This is a genomic window from Gillisia sp. Hel_I_86 (assembly GCF_007827275.1).
Taxonomy (GTDB): Bacteria; Bacteroidota; Bacteroidia; order Flavobacteriales; family Flavobacteriaceae; genus Gillisia.
On the sequence record NZ_VISE01000001.1, the window covers coordinates 1,570,793 to 1,588,908 of the forward strand.

General features: G+C 36.9%; 17 protein-coding genes. 14 read left to right on the forward strand and 3 right to left on the reverse strand.

Going from position 1 to position 18,116, the window contains the following annotated elements; all coding sequences use genetic code 11:
- Positions 1 to 177 precede the first annotated feature (177 nt).
- The 3 genes from JM83_RS06970 to JM83_RS06980 form a co-directional block, all read right to left on the reverse strand.
- A complete protein-coding gene (locus JM83_RS06970) occupies positions 178 to 1,869 on the reverse strand; it encodes an SWIM zinc finger domain-containing protein (RefSeq protein ID WP_144960665.1) in 1,692 nt (563 codons plus the stop codon).
- Between the two features lie 197 nt (positions 1,870 to 2,066).
- Positions 2,067 to 2,831 (reverse strand): hypothetical protein, encoded by a 765-nt coding sequence (locus tag JM83_RS06975; protein WP_144960667.1) that lies wholly within the window; start codon positions 2,829 to 2,831, stop codon positions 2,067 to 2,069.
- Positions 2,832 to 3,089: 258 nt separating this feature from the next.
- Entirely contained in the window at positions 3,090 to 4,862 is a 1,773-nt protein-coding gene (locus JM83_RS06980) for a M61 family metallopeptidase (protein WP_144960669.1), read from the reverse strand.
- A gap of 132 nt (positions 4,863 to 4,994) precedes the next feature.
- Between JM83_RS06980 and JM83_RS06985 the strand changes: the two genes are divergently transcribed.
- The 14 genes from JM83_RS06985 to bioB all read left to right on the forward strand — a co-directional run bounded on the left by JM83_RS06985 (position 4,995) and on the right by bioB (position 18,108).
- Positions 4,995 to 7,301 carry a putative monovalent cation/H+ antiporter subunit A gene (locus JM83_RS06985; RefSeq protein ID WP_144960671.1) on the forward strand — a complete coding sequence of 769 codons (2,307 nt, stop codon included), beginning with the start codon at positions 4,995 to 4,997 and terminating at the stop codon, positions 7,299 to 7,301.
- Between the two features lie 30 nt (positions 7,302 to 7,331).
- Complete coding sequence (locus tag JM83_RS06990; protein WP_144960673.1) at positions 7,332 to 7,745, forward strand: Na+/H+ antiporter subunit B; 414 nt, start codon at positions 7,332 to 7,334, stop codon at positions 7,743 to 7,745.
- A 3-nt stretch (positions 7,746 to 7,748) separates the two neighbouring features.
- Entirely contained in the window at positions 7,749 to 8,102 is a 354-nt protein-coding gene (locus JM83_RS06995; protein ID WP_144960675.1) for a Na+/H+ antiporter subunit C, read from the forward strand.
- Positions 8,099 to 9,607: a proton-conducting transporter membrane subunit gene (locus JM83_RS07000; RefSeq protein WP_144960677.1), complete on the forward strand. Its 1,509-nt coding sequence runs from the start codon at positions 8,099 to 8,101 to the stop codon at positions 9,605 to 9,607. The genes JM83_RS06995 and JM83_RS07000 overlap by 4 nt, the downstream gene beginning before the upstream one ends.
- 13 nt (positions 9,608 to 9,620) lie before the next feature.
- A complete protein-coding gene (locus tag JM83_RS07005) occupies positions 9,621 to 10,097 on the forward strand; it encodes a Na+/H+ antiporter subunit E (protein ID WP_144960680.1) in 477 nt (158 codons plus the stop codon).
- The gene (locus tag JM83_RS07010; RefSeq protein WP_144960682.1) at positions 10,094 to 10,366 is read left to right on the forward strand and encodes a cation:proton antiporter; all 273 of its coding nucleotides are present in this window, start codon (positions 10,094 to 10,096) and stop codon (positions 10,364 to 10,366) included. The genes JM83_RS07005 and JM83_RS07010 overlap by 4 nt, the downstream gene beginning before the upstream one ends.
- Complete coding sequence (mnhG, locus tag JM83_RS07015) at positions 10,363 to 10,782, forward strand: monovalent cation/H(+) antiporter subunit G (RefSeq protein ID WP_144960684.1); 420 nt, start codon at positions 10,363 to 10,365, stop codon at positions 10,780 to 10,782. Before JM83_RS07010 ends, mnhG begins: the two co-directional genes overlap by 4 nt.
- Before the next feature lie 357 nt (positions 10,783 to 11,139).
- Complete coding sequence (locus JM83_RS07020; protein ID WP_144960687.1) at positions 11,140 to 12,300, forward strand: aminotransferase class I/II-fold pyridoxal phosphate-dependent enzyme; 1,161 nt, start codon at positions 11,140 to 11,142, stop codon at positions 12,298 to 12,300.
- The gene (locus JM83_RS19100) at positions 12,297 to 12,467 is read left to right on the forward strand and encodes a hypothetical protein (protein ID WP_186434957.1); all 171 of its coding nucleotides are present in this window, start codon (positions 12,297 to 12,299) and stop codon (positions 12,465 to 12,467) included. Before JM83_RS07020 ends, JM83_RS19100 begins: the two co-directional genes overlap by 4 nt.
- Complete coding sequence (gene bioD, locus JM83_RS07025; protein ID WP_144960689.1) at positions 12,460 to 13,086, forward strand: dethiobiotin synthase; 627 nt, start codon at positions 12,460 to 12,462, stop codon at positions 13,084 to 13,086. Before JM83_RS19100 ends, bioD begins: the two co-directional genes overlap by 8 nt.
- A gap of 365 nt (positions 13,087 to 13,451) precedes the next feature.
- Positions 13,452 to 14,717 (forward strand): adenosylmethionine--8-amino-7-oxononanoate transaminase, encoded by a 1,266-nt coding sequence (gene bioA, locus JM83_RS07030; protein ID WP_144960691.1) that lies wholly within the window; start codon positions 13,452 to 13,454, stop codon positions 14,715 to 14,717.
- 59 nt (positions 14,718 to 14,776) lie between these two features.
- Complete coding sequence (locus JM83_RS07035; RefSeq protein WP_144960693.1) at positions 14,777 to 15,370, forward strand: SET domain-containing protein; 594 nt, start codon at positions 14,777 to 14,779, stop codon at positions 15,368 to 15,370.
- A gap of 86 nt (positions 15,371 to 15,456) precedes the next feature.
- Entirely contained in the window at positions 15,457 to 16,611 is a 1,155-nt protein-coding gene (locus JM83_RS07040; RefSeq protein ID WP_144960695.1) for a beta-ketoacyl synthase N-terminal-like domain-containing protein, read from the forward strand.
- A 405-nt stretch (positions 16,612 to 17,016) separates the two neighbouring features.
- Entirely contained in the window at positions 17,017 to 18,108 is a 1,092-nt protein-coding gene (bioB, locus tag JM83_RS07045) for a biotin synthase BioB (protein ID WP_144960697.1), read from the forward strand.
- Positions 18,109 to 18,116: the final 8 nt, after the last annotated feature.

Consider the following 18,116-nt stretch of genomic DNA (forward strand, 5'->3'; position numbering starts at 1 on the left):
TCATAAAAATTGGCTCATGGGATTGACTTTTTTGAACGACTTGGCCCTGAAATCTTTCGGGTTGTAGGACTTTTAATCCCTCATAGAGGGTTTAATTCCCCTAGGCTTGCCTCGAATTTTTAAAAATATTTTCGAGTTCATGCCCCGCGGGATTGTCCCGGGGCTCTTGATTGGTATTTACACTCGGGTTAATTCGTCCATTAGCGCTTTACGTTGTGGATATTGCTTTCTAAACAATTCTATTAATTCAATGACCCTGTCATTTCCCCCCAATTTTTTCATTCTACGCAAATATCTACAAGCTGTTTGGTAATGCTTTCGCCCAACAAATTTTTCAACATAATTTATGATTCTTTCACTGTACATTTCTATCAATTCAGCTGAATAGTCTTTTGCCAAATACTGTTCATTATGCTGAATATTCTCCATAGAAAGATTTTGTTTGAGCATTAAAAACAACCTGTCCCACCATTCTTCCCTTATGTAAATTTTTCGAATTAATTCTGTGTAGGCCCATCTTTGTTTGGGAGTGATTTCTTTTATTATTTCTTCTAAAAAAGCTTGCCAATTTTCCTCTTCAATGTTGTCCTTTAAAATTTGATAATAATCTTGTTCGGGATAAGAATTATCAATAAATAAGAACCTCGAATACTTAATAATTTTAGCCGTGTCTTTTTTAGCTTGAGCAACTTTTAGCAACCAATTGTACCATACCTTCACTAAGCCCGGTTTGTCTTTTTCATCACATGTAATTCCGTCCATTGATAGTTTTACAACTCTTTCAAAGTCTTTGGCTTTAAAGGCTTTTTCTATCTCTTTTGTTCTAATTGATGAATTTGAAATGTGCTTGTTGATATAGGCTTCTACTTCTTTTTCATCCTTGAACCTTCTTAATAAATCCAGTTTAAAAGATTGAGCTTGTTCTATTTGATAGCTCCCAGTTACCGTATCCAAGCAATTCATTATAATATCGGCATCACTTTCTTTTTCGATTAAATCACAAGCAATGTGAAGCATCCCCAAATGCCAGTCCCAACCTTCAAAAAGTTTTTGTTTGAAGGAAGTAATACAATATTCAAAAATTTCTTGTTTTAATGAAATGGGGATTTCGGATTGTACCAATTTTGAAAGCAATTCCATCGCAGATTCTATAAAAAAGCCCAGATCCCCATTACTATCATCCCCATATTGAAATGCTTCCGTCATTTCTTCCAATAGTGCGGTGCTAATAAAAAATACGTTTTCAAAATTATTGTTCACCAAATACTTTTCGGCATTTTCTATAAAGGGGGTGGTGGTGTTTACTACATATTTCATGTCTGTCCATCCAATCCAACCCTCCCTACCTGCTGCGGTTTGTAAAATGGAATGAATTTGTTTTTGATAAAATTCCTTCGACTGATTTTGACTTAAATGTCCAAATGACGCCAAAAAATAATTTCTGAACTTCTTGTCTTTTTGGCTGTTTTCCTTTACAAAATCCATTAACTCTTGGTGTGAAATCGCTTTTAACAATTCCCTTACTTGTTGGGAAACCGACTTTGTTTTTTTCTTGGTTTTTTTTGAAGATTTCCCAGATGGCGGTAGGTTTAATTCCAGTTCATCTTGTTGCAAATGGAATATTACTGCTACCACGTGTTTACAAACCGGGCCCATATCATAAGGACAATCGCAATTATGCCCTACAATGGTATTGTTGCTAACCTCCAACTTAACGATATATTCATTAGTACCAGAAACAACGGCTTCATATTCTCCCGCTGAAATTTCCAAAAAATCGGTTATTGCACCAGCCTTAAAATAGGAGATGCCCCTTTTAAGGATTTTTTCATCAATGAGTTGTTCAAATTCGGTTAATGGTATTTGCATAGTATCTTTTTTTTCTCCCGCGGATTCCGCAGAAATTCGCAGATTATTTTTTTCGTTTTATGCGGATTTTTTTTCATTGTGCATTTCGCCGGGGAAATCATCAATTTACATTGATGCAGGTTTTTCTGCGGAACCTGCGGGAAATTTTTATGTTGACTTTTCCCGCAAATAGAATTTCTTATCGTTGCGGCACTTTATCAATATCCTGATTTTAGAACTGGTTTTTTTTCTAGATCGTAGATCATACTGGATATTTCCACATGAAACCATTCTTTGAACATTTTATAATTACGGTTTTGTGGCCATTCTTTCTTGTTGGTATGCCATTCATATAATTCCATAGTGAAAAACCTGTCAAATTTCTTTTTAAGCCATTCTTCCAAATCCTTCATGGAATCATCTATTAAATAAATATTGGTTTCAGTTATACCTGCTTGAAATTCATCATCGGGATTCAAATTGGAATACCAATCAAGGAAGGCTTGTTTTGGCTTAAGGAGAATTGCGGTGCGGTTAATATAATTCTCTTCAAAATTATCGGGGGAAAGTTCATCATCCATAATATCCATCATCTCTGATAAATAATCTTCTTCAAGTTTGGTAACTACCGTTAATATTGGGTCGGCATTTGTTTGGGTTAGTTCAAAATCTACAATAAAATTGGGATGCTGTTTAAATTTAAGTATTTTATAATCGATCATTTTTTTCAGTAGCACAGCATTCACGTCTTGTGCTTGGTCCATTAAATGGGTTGTTTTTTGAAATTCCTCTTTTGGCATAAGAGCTTTCATATTTCCAAAATTCCAAGCATTTATGGCAAATTCAAATATATCTTCAAGATATTCCGTATCGGTAAAATCATTGGAAAATGGTGCAATAAATTGTTCCAATAGTTTAGAATATTTAACTTCCTTATCTTGAGCTGCTTTGTTTCCAAATAAATCAATCACTTTTTTTTTCATTCCTTTTTTTTTAATGCATTAAACTTATTGTTCATGGCCTTATTTTGGTTCTATTTCTTTTGCCAATGCCCAAAGTGCGTTCAAAGGCTATTGATTTTTGATTTGAATTTTTTTTGAAAATTCTCCCGCAGATTTTCGATCACGCATTTGTTGGACTTTCAATTTGATGTTTTCTTCTTTTCGCCCTGGTACTTGTCTCAGTATGTATTTTCTATTCCCCCACTTGTCCTAAAAAAATTGACATTATAATAATAAAAATTATTTCGTTGCCAACCAAGCCGCTCTTGCTTTTTGAGCTTTTTTATCGGCATTCTCATCGATACTTATTTCGTAAGTTGGATCTTGAGAAAGCGTTACTTTCATTTTCCCTTCTTTGTTATTTCTTGAATAAGTTACATCTAAACTGGTTTCAGGTTTGCTTTCATTTATAATAGCTTCCCACTCTTTCATAGTGGTAATGCCTTTTCCATTTACCGCAGTAATTTTATCCCCTCTGTTTAAATTTGCTTTATACGCCGGGCTACCAATTTTAGGGTTACTGCTTATTTGTACTGAATTTTCAGTTTCTTTTAAGGATGCCCCAAAATGCCCTTTTTCGCCATCCTGTGTAAGTTGTAGTCCAACCGATTTAAAAAGTTCACCATAGTTGGGCATTTCGCTTTTGTAAATATAATTTTCAAAAAATTCTGAACCAAAATGCTTCCCGGCATATTTTGATAAACTTTCCTTAAGATCTTTAATGGTATAAGAAACCTCTGTTTTTCCATAGGTGTTCCAAACTTGTTGCATATAGTCATCCAGGTTTAGTCCTTGCTCTCTTAGGCTTAAATCCAAAGCCAATCCCAAAACGCTTCCGTAGGAATAATAGGAGATAAAGGTGTTTTCCCTGTTTACTGGATCTACAGATTTTGCGGCATCCACGAAGGGAGCTTGGTAGCTCATCCCTATCGGGTTAAAATAGGCATGCGCTGGAGAATTCCAAACGTAGTTAAAAGTGCCATTTAAGCTCTTCACATACTCATCAGGGGTCAAAATATTAGCTCTGCACAGGATAAGGTTTGTGTAATAGCTCGTAAAACCTTCGGCAAACCATAAAGATCCGGACATATTTGCCTTAGAAAAATCGAAAGGTTCCAAATCTGCTGGCCGTATTCTTTCCACATTCCATGCGTGAAAGAATTCATGGGAAACAGTTCCTATGTTTCCTTTCATTCCTCCATCCGCCAAGCTCTCGGTACCGGTTAAAATGGTGCTGTTCCTATGTTCCATGCCATCGCCCGAAACATTTGGGAGATAACAGGCGATAAAAGTATATTCGTTAAAATCGAATTCTGGTAATTCTCCAAAAACCATTTTTTCCTGCTCTACAATTCGTTTTACCTGCTCAAAATAGGCATCTAGCTCAGCCTCTGTTCCATCATGGTGCAATGCAAATCTTATATTCTTGCCATCCATTCTGAATTCCCTTAAACTGAAATCACTCAATTCCATTGGGCTATCCATAAAATAATATAAATTGGGAGCTGTGTATCTATTTGTATTTAGTTTTTTTAACTGCGTTGCAACTTTCCAGTCTGATGTGTCAGGTAGTATAAATTTCACTTCTATAGGTCTATGTTTTAATGTTTCAGCAAATATAAATGTGGCTGGAATGTTGAGATGGGCATGTGTGTTATCTATTTGGGAATAAGTACCATCTCCACGATTTGCAAATAAAACATATTCGATATTGACCGTTCCATCATGACCGGAAATGCTCCAAGAATATGGGTTGTTGCGAGTGACTTTTAATTCCTTTCCCTTGCTGTTTATTGCTTTAAAACCATAAACATTCTTTGCGAATTCGTGCAATGCGTATCTTCCGGGAGAAGTCCTGCTCATGTTGATAGTAAGGGAATGGGATTTTACATTTGGAAAACTGGCTTTAATCTTTGCTTCATGGGGTACCGCATTTTCAAATGAGATCTCATAGGTGTTGGTTTGTGCAAAAGAAAAAGCAGAAATTAAAAAGAAAAAAATAAATTTAGGCATAGTAATATTAGATTTTAGGTTCTAAAATAGGTAAATAAAAATCCAAGTAATTAAATATTAAACTAAATCTCCTTCTACCATTCCTCAATAATAACTATTATATTTGCATGAAACTGAATTTTAAAGTTATCTATGCTTGTAGCTATACTTTTAGGGTTTGCATTTTCTTTGTTCCTGGTATTTACCGGGAAATTTTTTAAAGGAAAATTTTCTATTCTGGCAGCAGGGATTCCCTTGGCGCTCTTTATATATTTTGCCCAGTTCATTGGTAGAATTTCCAATGGAGAGGTTATCTCGCAATTTCATACATGGATCCCGGCTTTTGGGGTAAACCTTGGGTTTACCTTGGATGGTTTATCCCTTTTATTCTCCTTAATGATCACAGGGATTGGTTTTTTGGTCTTTATGTATACATCGGCATATTTAAAGGACCATCAATATTTGGATCGGTTTTTTGGGTATTTAAGTATGTTCATGGCTGCAATGCTTGGCCTTGTGCTGTCCGATAACCTTATTTCTCTTTTTGTTTTTTGGGAACTAACCAGTATAACATCTTTTTTCCTAATCGGGTTTAACAATACCAGTAAGGAATCAAGAAAATCGGCTTTAATAGCACTGGCAATTACTGGAATTGGAGGGCTTTCTTTGTTGGTTGGAGCATTGTTTTTAGGATCGATAACCGGAACATATAGCATCGCCGAAATGCTAACAATGAACCCGGAGATCGCTTCGAACCCATATTATATTTTAATTGTGCTCCTAATTTTTGGCGCTGCCTTTACAAAGTCGGCTCAATTTCCATTTCATTTCTGGTTGCCTGGAGCCATGAAGGCACCAACTCCGGTTTCCACGTATTTGCATTCTGCCACGATGGTAAAAGCAGGGATCTATCTTTTGATGCGGTTGACCCCTGTATTGGGTGATCATGAATTTTGGAATACCAGCTTAATTATTGTGGGGGCAATTACTATGGTTTATTCTGCTATACACACCCTTTTCAGAACAGATCTGAAAGGGATTTTAGCTTACTCTACCATTTCAGTACTAGGAATTTTAGTTTTTTTAATTGGGCAAGGTACTGTGGATGCACTTACAGCTGCAGCGGTATTTATTATTGTGCATGCCTTATATAAAGCTACACTTTTCTTGGTTACTGGTATTATAGATCATCAAACCGGGACTCGAGACACCACCGTTTTACGCGGACTAAGAAAAGTGTTGTTGCCTGTTGCGATCGCTGGATTTTTAGCCGCACTTTCCAGTGCAGGAATTCCTCCTACAATTGGATTTATAGGAGAAGAGCTCATCTATGAATCTACTTTCCATTTTGGAAACGTGGCGCTCCTACTTACGGCATTAATTGTGGTCACAAAAATATTGTTGCTCTATGCTGGTTTTGTTGCGGGTATCAAACCATTTACTGGAACGCTCCCAGAAAGATTTGAGAACACCAAAATGCCCAGTTTTTTAATGTGGCTCCCGCCAGTGCTTTTGGCCCTTGGTTGTATTGTTTTTGGGATTTTCCCGGGGCTTATAGAAGGTTCATTGGTTAAACCCATGGTTGGTTCTATGGGATTGAACAATGGGGACATTCATTTAAAATTATTTCAGGGCTTCAATGTTATCTTATTGCTAAGTGTGATAACCATAGCAATAGGGACAGTTTTGTATTTTGCCCTTAAGCCAACAAAAAAATTGGAAATATGGATTGCTAAATTCGAAAAGCTTTCCCCACAAAGCATCATAACCAATTCATGGGCTTTTTTCTATAAATTTTCTAATGGTTGGACCAATTTGTTTCAAAATGGATATCTAAGAAACTACGTCGCTACAATCATGGTGTTCACTATCGTATTAATAGGCTATGCCTTGTTTAGGACGGCGACTTATTCGGTAGATTTCAGTACTTTTTCACCAATTACTGTGTATGAGGCCGCGACCTCCCTCGTGATGCTTATAGCAATTATATATACCGTATTTACAAGGTCTAGATTGGCTGCGGTTGCTTCCATGGGTATAATTGGATATACTATTTGTATTTTATTTGTGGTATATAGTGCACCGGACCTTGCAATGACTCAATTTTCTATAGATACCCTTACGGTGATACTTTTTGTATTGGTACTTTATAAATTACCTAAATACCTGAAACTGTCGGATTATAAGATGAGGATTAGGGATGGAGTGCTCTCCCTGGCATTTGGAACAATTATTACACTTCTAATTTTAGAAGTTTTAGCAGAACCTAAAAGTAGTGAAGTGAGTGATTATTATGCGGCAAACGCATATATCTTGGCACATGGTAAAAATGTAGTGAATGTTATTTTAGTGGATTTTAGGGGTTCGGATACCTTGTTGGAAATTTCAGTGCTGGCAATTGCTGCTATAGGTGTTTTTGCATTGCTTAAATTAAGGTTAAAAAAATCTGACGAGCGGTAATATTCTGAAAATAGATAAAAATCAATAAAGATGAAAACAATAATTTTAAGAACAGCATCTACGTATCTTTTGCCACTATTGCTTCTATTTTCAATATTTATCCTTCTTAGAGGCCATTATAATCCAGGAGGAGGTTTTGTAGGCGGCTTAATAGCATCTATAGCCTTTGTATTGCATTCTTTTGCCAGAGGTCTGGAAAACACAAAAGCATTGCTTAAGATACACCCAGGATTTTTGATGCCAGTAGGTTTAGCTTTGGCTTTTCTTGCAGGAGTAACCCCAGTCTTGTTTTTTGATCTTCCATTTATGACAGGTTTATGGTACCCAGACCATTTACCTGTATTAGGTGCTTTAGGATCTGCCCTATTTTTTGATCTCGGGGTTTATCTTGTTGTTGTTGGGGTAACCTTGACTATAATATTTACAATTTCAGAATCTGCTTAATTTATGGAAGTAATATTAGCGATAATGATCGGGGTTTTATATGCGGCAGGCATCTACATGATTTTGCGTAGAAGCCTTGTAAAGCTGATACTCGGAATTATAATTTTAGGGAATGGTGCAAATTTGCTCATATTTCTTTTAGGGAGAATAGTAAAGGGAAGTCCGCCAATTATTCCCGCAGATTCAGATGTTTTTCGATCTGTATATGCAGATCCGGTTCCACAAGCACTTATCTTGACTGCAATTGTAATTAGTTTTGGATTACAGTCTTTTGCCATTATTTTGGTTAAAAGAGCTTATAAAGTGGTAAAAACAGACGATTTAGATGAAATGAACGCAATAGATAAAGATTCATGACACAACAGTTAGTATTATACCCCCTATTGCTTCAAATGTTTCTAAGCATCGTGTTGATGTTTTGCTGGAGAAAAATTTCTTGGCAGCGCGTTATTAGCATTGTAGGAAGCGTAATTAATGTTGGGGTTTCCATTTGGTTGTTCAGCCACATTTGGGAAAATGGAACGCAAATCGTATTGGCAGGAAATTGGAAGCCGCCCTTCGGGATTATTTTTGTTGCCGATACGCTTTCTGCTACCCTAGTGCTGTTAACAGCAATTTCGGGATTGGCGGTGTCTAGTTTTTCATCTGCCTCAGTAGTAACGGCAAGATTAAAATTCGGGTATTTCCCGATCTTTCATTTTCTGTTATTGGGGTTAAATGGCGCATTCTTAACGGGAGATATCTTCAACCTATATGTTTGGTTCGAGATTATTATAATTAGCTCCTTTGTGCTTATTACTCTTGGTGGAGAAAAAGCACAATTGGAAGGATCGGTTAAATACTTTACATTAAATATTTTAGCTTCGATGATCTTTCTTACTGCTATTGCGGTATTGTATGGTCTTACCGGTTCTTTAAATATGGCAGATCTCGCCCTTAAGGTTGCAGCTATAGAAAATCGTGGTTTAGTTGAAATTACTGCGATCCTCTTTTTTGTTGCCTTTGGGATTAAAGCTGCGGTTTTTCCACTGTATTTCTGGCTGCCAGATTCTTACCATACGCCACCATCTGCTATTGCAGCGATATTTGGAGGTTTATTGACCAAGGTTGGAGTTTATGCCCTCATTAGGGTCTTTACATTGATATTTGTGGGCGATCTATTTCTGGAAAGCATCATTTTAATAGTTGCTGTACTCACCCTTTTTAGTGGTGCATTGGGTGCAATGGTACAGAACAATATACGCAAGGTTTTCTCTTATCTTATTATTTGCCATATTGGGTACATGATAGCAGGCTTAGGCTTATTTACTGAAGTTGCTATAGCGGGAACCATATTTTATTTAATTCATGACATTATTGTAAAAACAAATCTTTTTATGGTAAGCGGCTTGATCTATAGAATACGGGGGATTAATAGTATAAGGGATTTAGGAGGCTTGTATGCAGATCATCCAAAGTTAAGTTTATTAATAGCTATTCCATTATTTTCGCTAGTTGGTATTCCTCCACTCTCTGGCTTTTGGCCTAAAATTTCATTGCTCATAGCTGGTTTCGAAGCTGAACAATGGTGGGTTGTAGGAGCTGTTATCTTTGCGAGTTTAATCACGCTCATAGTTATTGCAAAGGTTTGGGCAGGAGTTGTCTGGAAAGAAAAGAAAGAATTACCTGTTAAGTTGAATTTTAGATATTTCGATAAATTAAAAACGGTTAGAAAGGCACAAATGATTGCGCCCATGATATTTTTATCGTTAGTATCTTTGTATATTGGATTTGGTGCAGAGCACATACAGCAGGTATCCTCTAGAGTAGCAAGTGAACTTATAAACAATAAACAATATATAGAAGCTGTTTTGGGCAAATAATAAATTAGATGTCATGAAGAATAGATTTTTATCCAACATCATTTTAATGGGTATTTGGGTGGCTCTTACGGGAGATTTCACCCTTGCCAATTATATTTTTGGATTTGCTTTTAGTTTCTTCACGATGCGAATGATTACCACAGGTTCGGGAAATGCAAAGTATTTTAAGATCTTGCCAAAAGTGATTGGATTTATATTCTTCTTTTTATATGAACTTGTAAAGGCAAATCTACAAGTAGCGTACGAGGTAATGACACCTCATTATAATATGAGCCCGGGGATTGTCAAAGTGCCGCTTACAGCAACAACAAATGTGGAAATCACACTTCTTGCAAATATGATTACCCTTACTCCTGGAACCCTAAGTTTAGATGTGTCGGACGATAGAAAAGTGTTATATGTGCATTCCATGTATATCACTTCCAGGGAAAAATTTATAGATGGTATTAAAAACGGATTTGAAAAACGTATACTAGAGATATTAAGATGACATTACACGAATTTATTTTTTACATCGTACTTCCTATCCTATCAATTTCGGTATTGCTAATTTTGATAAGGTTCTTAAAGGGGCCAAGTATTGTGGATAGAATTATAGCCTTGGATCTAATTGTTACAACAGGAATAGGATTTATTGCAGGTTATAGTATGCTTACCAATCGATCCTCTTTTTTAGATGTTGCAATGATTGTAGCACTTATTGCCTTTTTAAGTACTGTGGCATTTTCGTATTATATTCAAAAAAGAAATAAAAAATGACAGATATTCTTGTTGCAATATTTTCCCTATCCGGAGCTATCTTTATTCTGTTTGCTAGCATTGGCGTACTAAGAATGCCAGATGCTTATTTAAGGATTTCGGTTACCACAAAAGCTGCTACTTTGGGAGTAGGATTATTATTGTTAGCTGCCTCCATTCATTTCCAGAATTTTGCAATCACTACCAGGGTTTTGGCCATTATACTCTTTATTTTGCTCACTGCTCCAATTAGTGGGCATTTGATAGGAAGGGCAAGTTATTTTTCTGGGATAAAATTATGGAAAAACTCTATTATGGACGATTTGGAAGGGAAATACCATAAAGCCACCCAGGAATTAAAAAGTGAAGATGTAGAGGAATTAAAAAAGCAGGAAAAAAAGAAAGTAATGTTGATTAAGAAGAAGCCCTCAAAATAAGACGATCCCTACCATCATCTCAATTTCTTGTTCAGGGACCAGCAGTTATTTTTCATTTCAAATTATACGTTGGTATAATTGGAAACACCTACAAAAAGTGTCTTTTTTCTGGTTCGTTTTTTGGGACAAGCAAAAAAATGAACGATCTTGAAAATTAAATAGGTCTTGATGGGCAAAAGGTATTGTTTTCAGATCCTTGGTATATCGGGAACAGCAGGACGACAATTCCGCATCGTCACCCTGAACTTGTTTCAGGGTCTCATTTTAAGAGCAGCAATCAATATTAAATAGATGCTGAAACGAGTTCAGCATGACGGTTAAAGGATGTAAGAATTACGAATATTGTAATTTAGCACGATGCATAAATTCCCATTAAAATTAGAAAAAAGACTTGAAAATAGAAAGCAGCAAAATGCTTTTAGGGAATTGGGCGATGACAATAATTTAATAGATTTTGCTTCTAACGACTATCTGGGATTTGCAGGAAATTCAGAATTGTTTTTTAAGAGCCAGCAAATTTTAGAGGAACAGGATATGCTTCTTAATGGCGCAACAGGTTCCAGATTGCTATCTGGAAATCATAAATTGTTTCCACTTGCCGAAAAACTGATCGCAGACATTCATAATGCTGAAGGCGCCTTGATCTTTAATTCCGGTTATGATGCGAATATTGGATTTTTCTCGGCCATTCCCCAAAAAGGGGATTTCATTTTTTACGATGAATTGGTGCATGCTTCTATTCGGGATGGAATAAAAATGAGCAATGCAAAAGGCTATAAATTCAAGCACAATGATCTCGAAGATCTTCAAAAAAAGCTGAATTTATTTACTTTGGAAGCAAATTCAGAAATGTATATAGTTACAGAGTCTGTATTTTCTATGGATGGCGATAGCCCGGACCTAACTGCATTAGCAAATTTTGCTGAGGAGGGAAATTATCATTTGGTGGTAGATGAAGCGCATGCAATTGGAGTGTATGGTGAAAAAGGAAAGGGGTTGGTACAGGAATTGGAATTGGAGAAAAAGGTGTTTGCCAGAATTGTCACTTTTGGCAAAGCACTTGGAATTCATGGTGCTGTAATTTTAGGGAGCGAATTGCTTATTCAGTATTTGGTGAATTTCTGTAGAAGTTTTATTTATACCACCGCACTTGCTCCACATTCGGTCGCATCAATTTTTACCGCATATCAATTTATGGAGAACATGGAATTTTCAGAAAATTCAATATTGATAGAACTTCATGAAAATATTCAATTTTTTAATGCTGAAGTAAACCGACTGGATCTTAAGAAGTCATTTATACCAAGCGATTCTGCCATACATTGTTGTATTGTTTCCGGGAATAGTGAGGTGAAAGAAATTGCGAATAAAATTCAGAAAAAAGGTTTTAATGTAAAGCCGATTTTAAGTCCCACGGTTCCAAAAGGGGCAGAGCGACTTCGGTTTTGTTTGCATAGCTTCAATTCCAAAGAAGAGATAAAGAGTCTTCTTGAACTATTGGCTACTTTTATAAAATGAAAGAAACCTTCTCTAAAATAGCGGTATTTCAATACTCTTTAGGAGTGCAAATAATTAAATCTATGTTCTTTTTTCTGGTTTCATTTTTAACTACGGCCTTGCCAATTTATACACGTTACGAATACAGGTGCGAAACCTGTAAACAAAAATTTAATTTCAATGAATAACACTTATTTTATAACCGGGATTGGGACAGATGTGGGTAAAACTATTGCCGCAGCCATTATTACTGAATCTTTAAAAGCAGACTATTGGAAGCCAATTCAGGCAGGAGATTTGGAGAATAGCGATTCTATGAAGCTGGAAAATCTTATTTCCAATGAAGAAAGCTTTGTTTACCCTGAAGGAGTTAAACTGAAATCGGCAATGAGCCCGCATGCGGCGGCAGAATTGGATGGAGTTAAGCTAATTGCTAAAAAGATCCAACGCCCAGACACTTCTAAAGATCTTGTTATAGAAGGAGCTGGCGGATTATTAGTGCCAATAAATTCAAAAGAAACCATAGCAAATTTAATTCTGCCTACAGATAAGGTCATTCTGGTTTCCAAGCATTATTTGGGTAGTATTAACCACACCTTACTTAGCATTGAAGTCCTAAAAAGTAAAGGATTCAGCATTGCCGGCATCCTATTTAATGGTGATGAAAACAAGACTACTGAAAAAGTGGTTTTGGAAATGACTGGAATTAAATTCATTGGAAGAATAGATAAGGAGCCATATTTCGATAGAAATGTGATCAAGGAATATGCAGATCGTTTTCGGGATCAACTTCAGGTCCTTAAATAATAATTAGGTTCACAGAGGTCTCGACTTCGCGCGACCAGACGACGTACGGTCCCCTTGAGATCCGTGATAAAAAATTTTACCTAACGTAGGAAATTGACATATTGTGATTCCTTGCAAATTTATTTTCTTAAGAACTCCTTTTTTTGGTTCGTTTTTTTGGACAAGCAAAAAAATGAACAATGATAAAGATTACATGAAGCTTTATCGACCAAAGGGAGTGTTTTGTGTATCTTTAAAATACGTCAATGATAACTTGTTTCAGGGTCTCATCCCCACGTAAATGGGATGCTGAATCGAGTTCAGCATGACGAAAATGAGTTGGGTGAAAACCTAGATAACAAAAAAATAAATTCAGAAGAAATAGTATGACATTATCCAATAGAGACAAAAAACATCTTTGGCATCCCTTAACCCAACATAAAACTTCTCCAGACACACTTGCAATTGTGAAAGCGAAAGGAGCGAAACTTTGGGATGAAAATGGGAAAGAATATATAGATGGGATTTCCAGTTGGTATACCGCTATGTATGGACATTGCAACCCTTACATTACCCATAAGGTGGCAGCGCAAATGCAGCAACTGGACCAGGTGGTTTTTAGCGGATTTACACATGAACCCGCAATTCAACTTTCTGAAGAGTTGATAAAAATCTTACCAGCGAACCAAGAAAAATTGTTTTTTAGCGATAATGGCTCTACTGCTACTGAAATTGGGATTAAAATGGCTTTACAGTATCATTTTAATCTCGGGAACGACAAGAGAGTAATGTTGGCTTTTGAAGAAGGTTTTCATGGAGATACTTTTGGTGCGATGTCGGTTTCTGGGCTTTCGGTTTATAATGGTGCTTTCGAACATCATTTTTTGAAAGTGGTTCGCATTCCAACTCCAAATGGAAAAAACAATACCGAAGTCCTTCAGAAGTTAAAGCAATTAATAAAGGAGAACGCCATTGCAGGATTCATTTATGAGCCTTTAGTACAAGGCGCTGCGGGAATGAAAATGCATGATGTAGATGGCTTGAATGCGGTATTAAAAGTTTGTCAAAAAAATGGAATAATAACCGTTGCAGATGAGGTAATGACAGGGTTTGGCAAAACAGGAAAAAATTTCGCTTCAGAATATATGGACGAGCAGCCGGATATTATGTGCATGTCCAAAGCTTTAACGGCAGGATTGCTTCCTATGGCGATTACTTCTTGTTCACAAAAAATCTATGATGCATTTTATTCTGAAGATATTGCAAAAGGCTTGTTCCATGGGCATACGTATACTGCAAATCCACTGGCTTGTACCGCTGCTTTGGCGGGAATAGAACTGTTGAATTCAGGAGAAATCCAGCAAAACATCCAGAAAGTAATACAATCGCATTCTGAATTTTTAAAAGAGATCAAAGTTCATCCAAAAGTGAGAAATCCCCGGCAATTGGGCGTTATCCTCGCTTTTGAACTGAATGTGGAAATGGAACGCTATGGGAATCTAAGAAATAAGCTTTTTCAGCATTTCATGGGAGATGGCGTGTTTCTAAGACCATTGGGAAATACCATTTATATCTTGCCGCCTTATGTTATTTCACAAGAAGAATTACGAAAAGTGTACAATTCAATATGCGCTGCACTAGATATATTTTAACGAATTTTTGAAATAATTGAGTAGTTATTATTCCTAAATTAGTTAGTTATAATTTCTATATGATACATCCAGACACCGAGGTTAAATTTATAGGTAAAGAAATTGGTTACGGGATTGTAGCCACAAAATTAATTCCGGAAGGCACTATTACTTGGGTTCAGGATGAATTGGATCAAATTTATACTGCTGAGCAAATAGCCAACATGTTGCCGTTTACTCAGGAAATGATAGATAAATTTACCTTTAGAAATAACAAGGGAAATTTTGTGATGTGCTGGGATACCGCCAAATATGTGAATCATAGTTTTAATTCCAATTGCCTTTCCACCCCTTACGATTTTGAAATTGCCATTCGCGATATTCATCCGGGAGAAGAATTAACCGACGATTATGGGTATTTAAATGTTACCGATGCCTTTAAAGCCAAAGATGAAGGGACTTCCAGAACCACTGTATATCCAGATGATTTGTTGAATTTTCATAAAGAATGGGATGCCAAATTATTGAATTCCTTTAGAAAAATAAAACAACTTCCTCAGCCTTTAAAAACCTTGCTTCCTCTAAATATCAGAAATATTGTAAATCAAATTCTTGCTGGGAAAAAGGAATTGGATTCTATTTTGAACCTTTATTATTCTGAAGATGTTAAGTAAAACTTGCCTAATAATTCGGCTAACTTTAAGATAAAAAACCTGAATAAATATTTTCAAGGCTTTATTTTTGCTGAAAAGTATATTTCTTGAAAAATCCCGTTTATATAAACTCCATAGCCTCTATTTCTCCTTTGGGAACTTCAAGGGAAGAGATCTGGAACAATTACAAAACCGATAAACATTTTATTTCCAAGCACGATTTTTCAGGAACTGAAGCCTTTGCTGCTTTTTTGTCCTCAGACTTAAAGGAGACATTAGCCAACTTAAGAAATTCTGATTCCAGATTTAAAGGCTTGGACAACTCAGTGTTATTTTCCATTTTCTCAGCCCGAAGCGCATTTAAAAAAGCTGGCTGGGCAAAGAATAATTCCATCGGAATAAATATAGGAAGCTCCCGTGGTGCAACTCAGCTTTTTGAAAAGCATCATAAAGAATTTATTGAAAACGGAAAAGTTGAGGTTTTGGCTTCCCCAAGTACAACTTTGGGAAATATTTCTTCATGGGTGGCGCAGGATCTACGTACTTCCGGCCCGGACATTTCGCACAGCGTAACCTGTTCTACTGGCTTACATGCGGTTTTAAACGGTGTTGTTTGGCTTCAATCTGGATTTGCAGATAAGTTTATCGTCGGAGGGAGTGAGGCCGCTCTAACCCCTTTTACGATCGCACAGATGAACGCGATGAAGATCTATGCTTCAGAAGATTTGGATTTTCCTTGCCAAGCTCTCAATATGGAAAAGAAAAGGAATTCCATGGTTTTGGGGGAAGCAGCAGGCGTGGCTTGTATTTCTAATTCTGCTGAAAATAGTATTGCAAAGATTTCGGGGATTGGTTATGCCACCGAAGAGTTGAAACACCCGGTTTCTATTTCAGCAAACGGAACCTGTTTTCAAAAATCCATGAAAATGGCAATTGGCGAATTGGCATTGAGCGAAATTGATGCAGTTGTAATGCACGCGCCAGGAACGATTAAGGGAGATGAAGCGGAACTATATGCGATAAATGCCATTTTTGGCAAGGAGCTTCCGGCAATAACTTCCAATAAATGGAAGATTGGTCACACCTTTGGAGCTTCGGGGATTTTAAGTATGGAATTGGCAATTTTAATGCTTCAGCACGATGAGTTTGTACCGGTTCCATTTTCAGCACTAAGTAAAGCACCAAAAAGATTAAAAAACATCCTTGTAAATGCCGTAGGTTTTGGAGGAAATGCGGTTTCAATATTAATCAATAATAGTTAAATTTATACCTTCCCCTTATTTTAAGCAGAATTGGAAATAAATCTTTTTAATAGTTGTAAAGCGGAATAAGTAGATAAAGTACGTCGTCATTCTGAACTTGGTTCAGCATCTCTATGATGTGAATCAAGACCCTGAAACCAGTTCAGGGTGACGATGCGAAATTGTCGTCATGCTGAACTTGTTTCAGCATCCCCTCAGCTTATATAAAAAACACGTCAATTTCCTACGCTGGATAATTTTTTTATCACGGGTCTCAGGGTGACGAAAGAGCTTTTAGGACAGAAAACGGATATGCATAAAAATTGATACATTCTGGCTTCTGGTTAGCACCAACTCAAAAACTTTTAAAAAGTAACTATCCAAGAAAGCTTAGTTTTAGCTATTTTTGAATTCAAATACAATTTCATGACGATTAAACACGACTGGACCAAAGAAGAAATTCTTGAAATATACAACAAACCCTTTATGGACCTGCTTTACGAAGCAGCATCTGTGCATAGGGGAAATCACGATCCAAATGTGGTTCAGGTTTCTACCTTGCTTTCCATAAAAACAGGAGGATGTCCCGAAGATTGTGGGTATTGCCCGCAAGCGGCAAGATATCACACAGCTATTGAAGGGAACGATCTTATGAGTGTAAACCAAGTGAAGGCTCAGGCTTTAAGAGCAAAAGCATCTGGGAGTTCCAGGGTTTGTATGGGAGCGGCTTGGAGAAATGTGAAAGATGGGGAGGAATTCGATTCTGTTTTGGAAATGGTGAGGACCATCAATAAACTGGATATGGAAGTATGTTGCACGTTGGGTATGATTACCGAAAATCAGGCACAACGATTGGCAGAAGCTGGCTTGTATGCATACAACCATAACTTGGATTCTTCAGAAGAATATTACAAAGAAGTGATCTCCACCAGAGGGTATCAGGATAGATTGGATACCATTGGAAATGTTAGAAAAACCCATGTTACGGTTTGTAGCGGAGGAATAATTGGAATGGGGGAATCCAACAACGATCGTGCAGGAATGCTGGTTGCTTTGGCCACTTTGAGTCCGCAGCCGGAATCTGTGCCCATCAACGCTTTGGTTCCCGTAGAAGGAACGCCTTTAGAAGAGCAAGCACCGGTTTCTATTTGGGATATGGTAAGGATGGTGGCCACAACCAGAATTGTAATGCCAGAAACCCAGGTTAGACTTTCTGCAGGTAGAACACAAATGAGTAGAGAAGGCCAGGCCATGTGTTTCTTTGCAGGAGCAAATTCCATTTTTGCAGGAGACAAATTATTGACCACTCCAAACCCCGATGTTGGTGAGGATATGGAAATGTTCAACGCTTTGGGCCTACAACCACAAAAACCATTTGTGAAAAAATCGCAACCTGAAAGTGTGGAAGCTACCGAATCTAAATTTCAGAACCTAGGTGAAAAACCAAAATGGTCCAGGCCAGGCCATAAAATTGAGAGAAACCTAGAAGCTCAAAAAAAATCCAAAACCAGTTCATAAAACAATCT

Coding starts and splice junctions, on each gene's coding strand:
- JM83_RS06970 (WP_144960665.1), bottom strand. CDS start 1,869: ATGCAAATACCATTAACCGAATTTGAACAACTCATTGATGAAAAAATC.
- JM83_RS06975 (WP_144960667.1), bottom strand. CDS start 2,831: ATGAAAAAAAAAGTGATTGATTTATTTGGAAACAAAGCAGCTCAAGAT.
- JM83_RS06980 (WP_144960669.1), bottom strand. CDS start 4,862: ATGCCTAAATTTATTTTTTTCTTTTTAATTTCTGCTTTTTCTTTTGCA.
- JM83_RS06985 (WP_144960671.1), top strand. CDS start 4,995: ATGCTTGTAGCTATACTTTTAGGGTTTGCATTTTCTTTGTTCCTGGTA.
- JM83_RS06990 (WP_144960673.1), top strand. CDS start 7,332: ATGAAAACAATAATTTTAAGAACAGCATCTACGTATCTTTTGCCACTA.
- JM83_RS06995 (WP_144960675.1), top strand. CDS start 7,749: ATGGAAGTAATATTAGCGATAATGATCGGGGTTTTATATGCGGCAGGC.
- JM83_RS07000 (WP_144960677.1), top strand. CDS start 8,099: ATGACACAACAGTTAGTATTATACCCCCTATTGCTTCAAATGTTTCTA.
- JM83_RS07005 (WP_144960680.1), top strand. CDS start 9,621: ATGAAGAATAGATTTTTATCCAACATCATTTTAATGGGTATTTGGGTG.
- JM83_RS07010 (WP_144960682.1), top strand. CDS start 10,094: ATGACATTACACGAATTTATTTTTTACATCGTACTTCCTATCCTATCA.
- mnhG (WP_144960684.1), top strand. CDS start 10,363: ATGACAGATATTCTTGTTGCAATATTTTCCCTATCCGGAGCTATCTTT.
- JM83_RS07020 (WP_144960687.1), top strand. CDS start 11,140: ATGCATAAATTCCCATTAAAATTAGAAAAAAGACTTGAAAATAGAAAG.
- JM83_RS19100 (WP_186434957.1), top strand. CDS start 12,297: ATGAAAGAAACCTTCTCTAAAATAGCGGTATTTCAATACTCTTTAGGA.
- bioD (WP_144960689.1), top strand. CDS start 12,460: ATGAATAACACTTATTTTATAACCGGGATTGGGACAGATGTGGGTAAA.
- bioA (WP_144960691.1), top strand. CDS start 13,452: ATGACATTATCCAATAGAGACAAAAAACATCTTTGGCATCCCTTAACC.
- JM83_RS07035 (WP_144960693.1), top strand. CDS start 14,777: ATGATACATCCAGACACCGAGGTTAAATTTATAGGTAAAGAAATTGGT.
- bioB (WP_144960697.1), top strand. CDS start 17,017: ATGACGATTAAACACGACTGGACCAAAGAAGAAATTCTTGAAATATAC.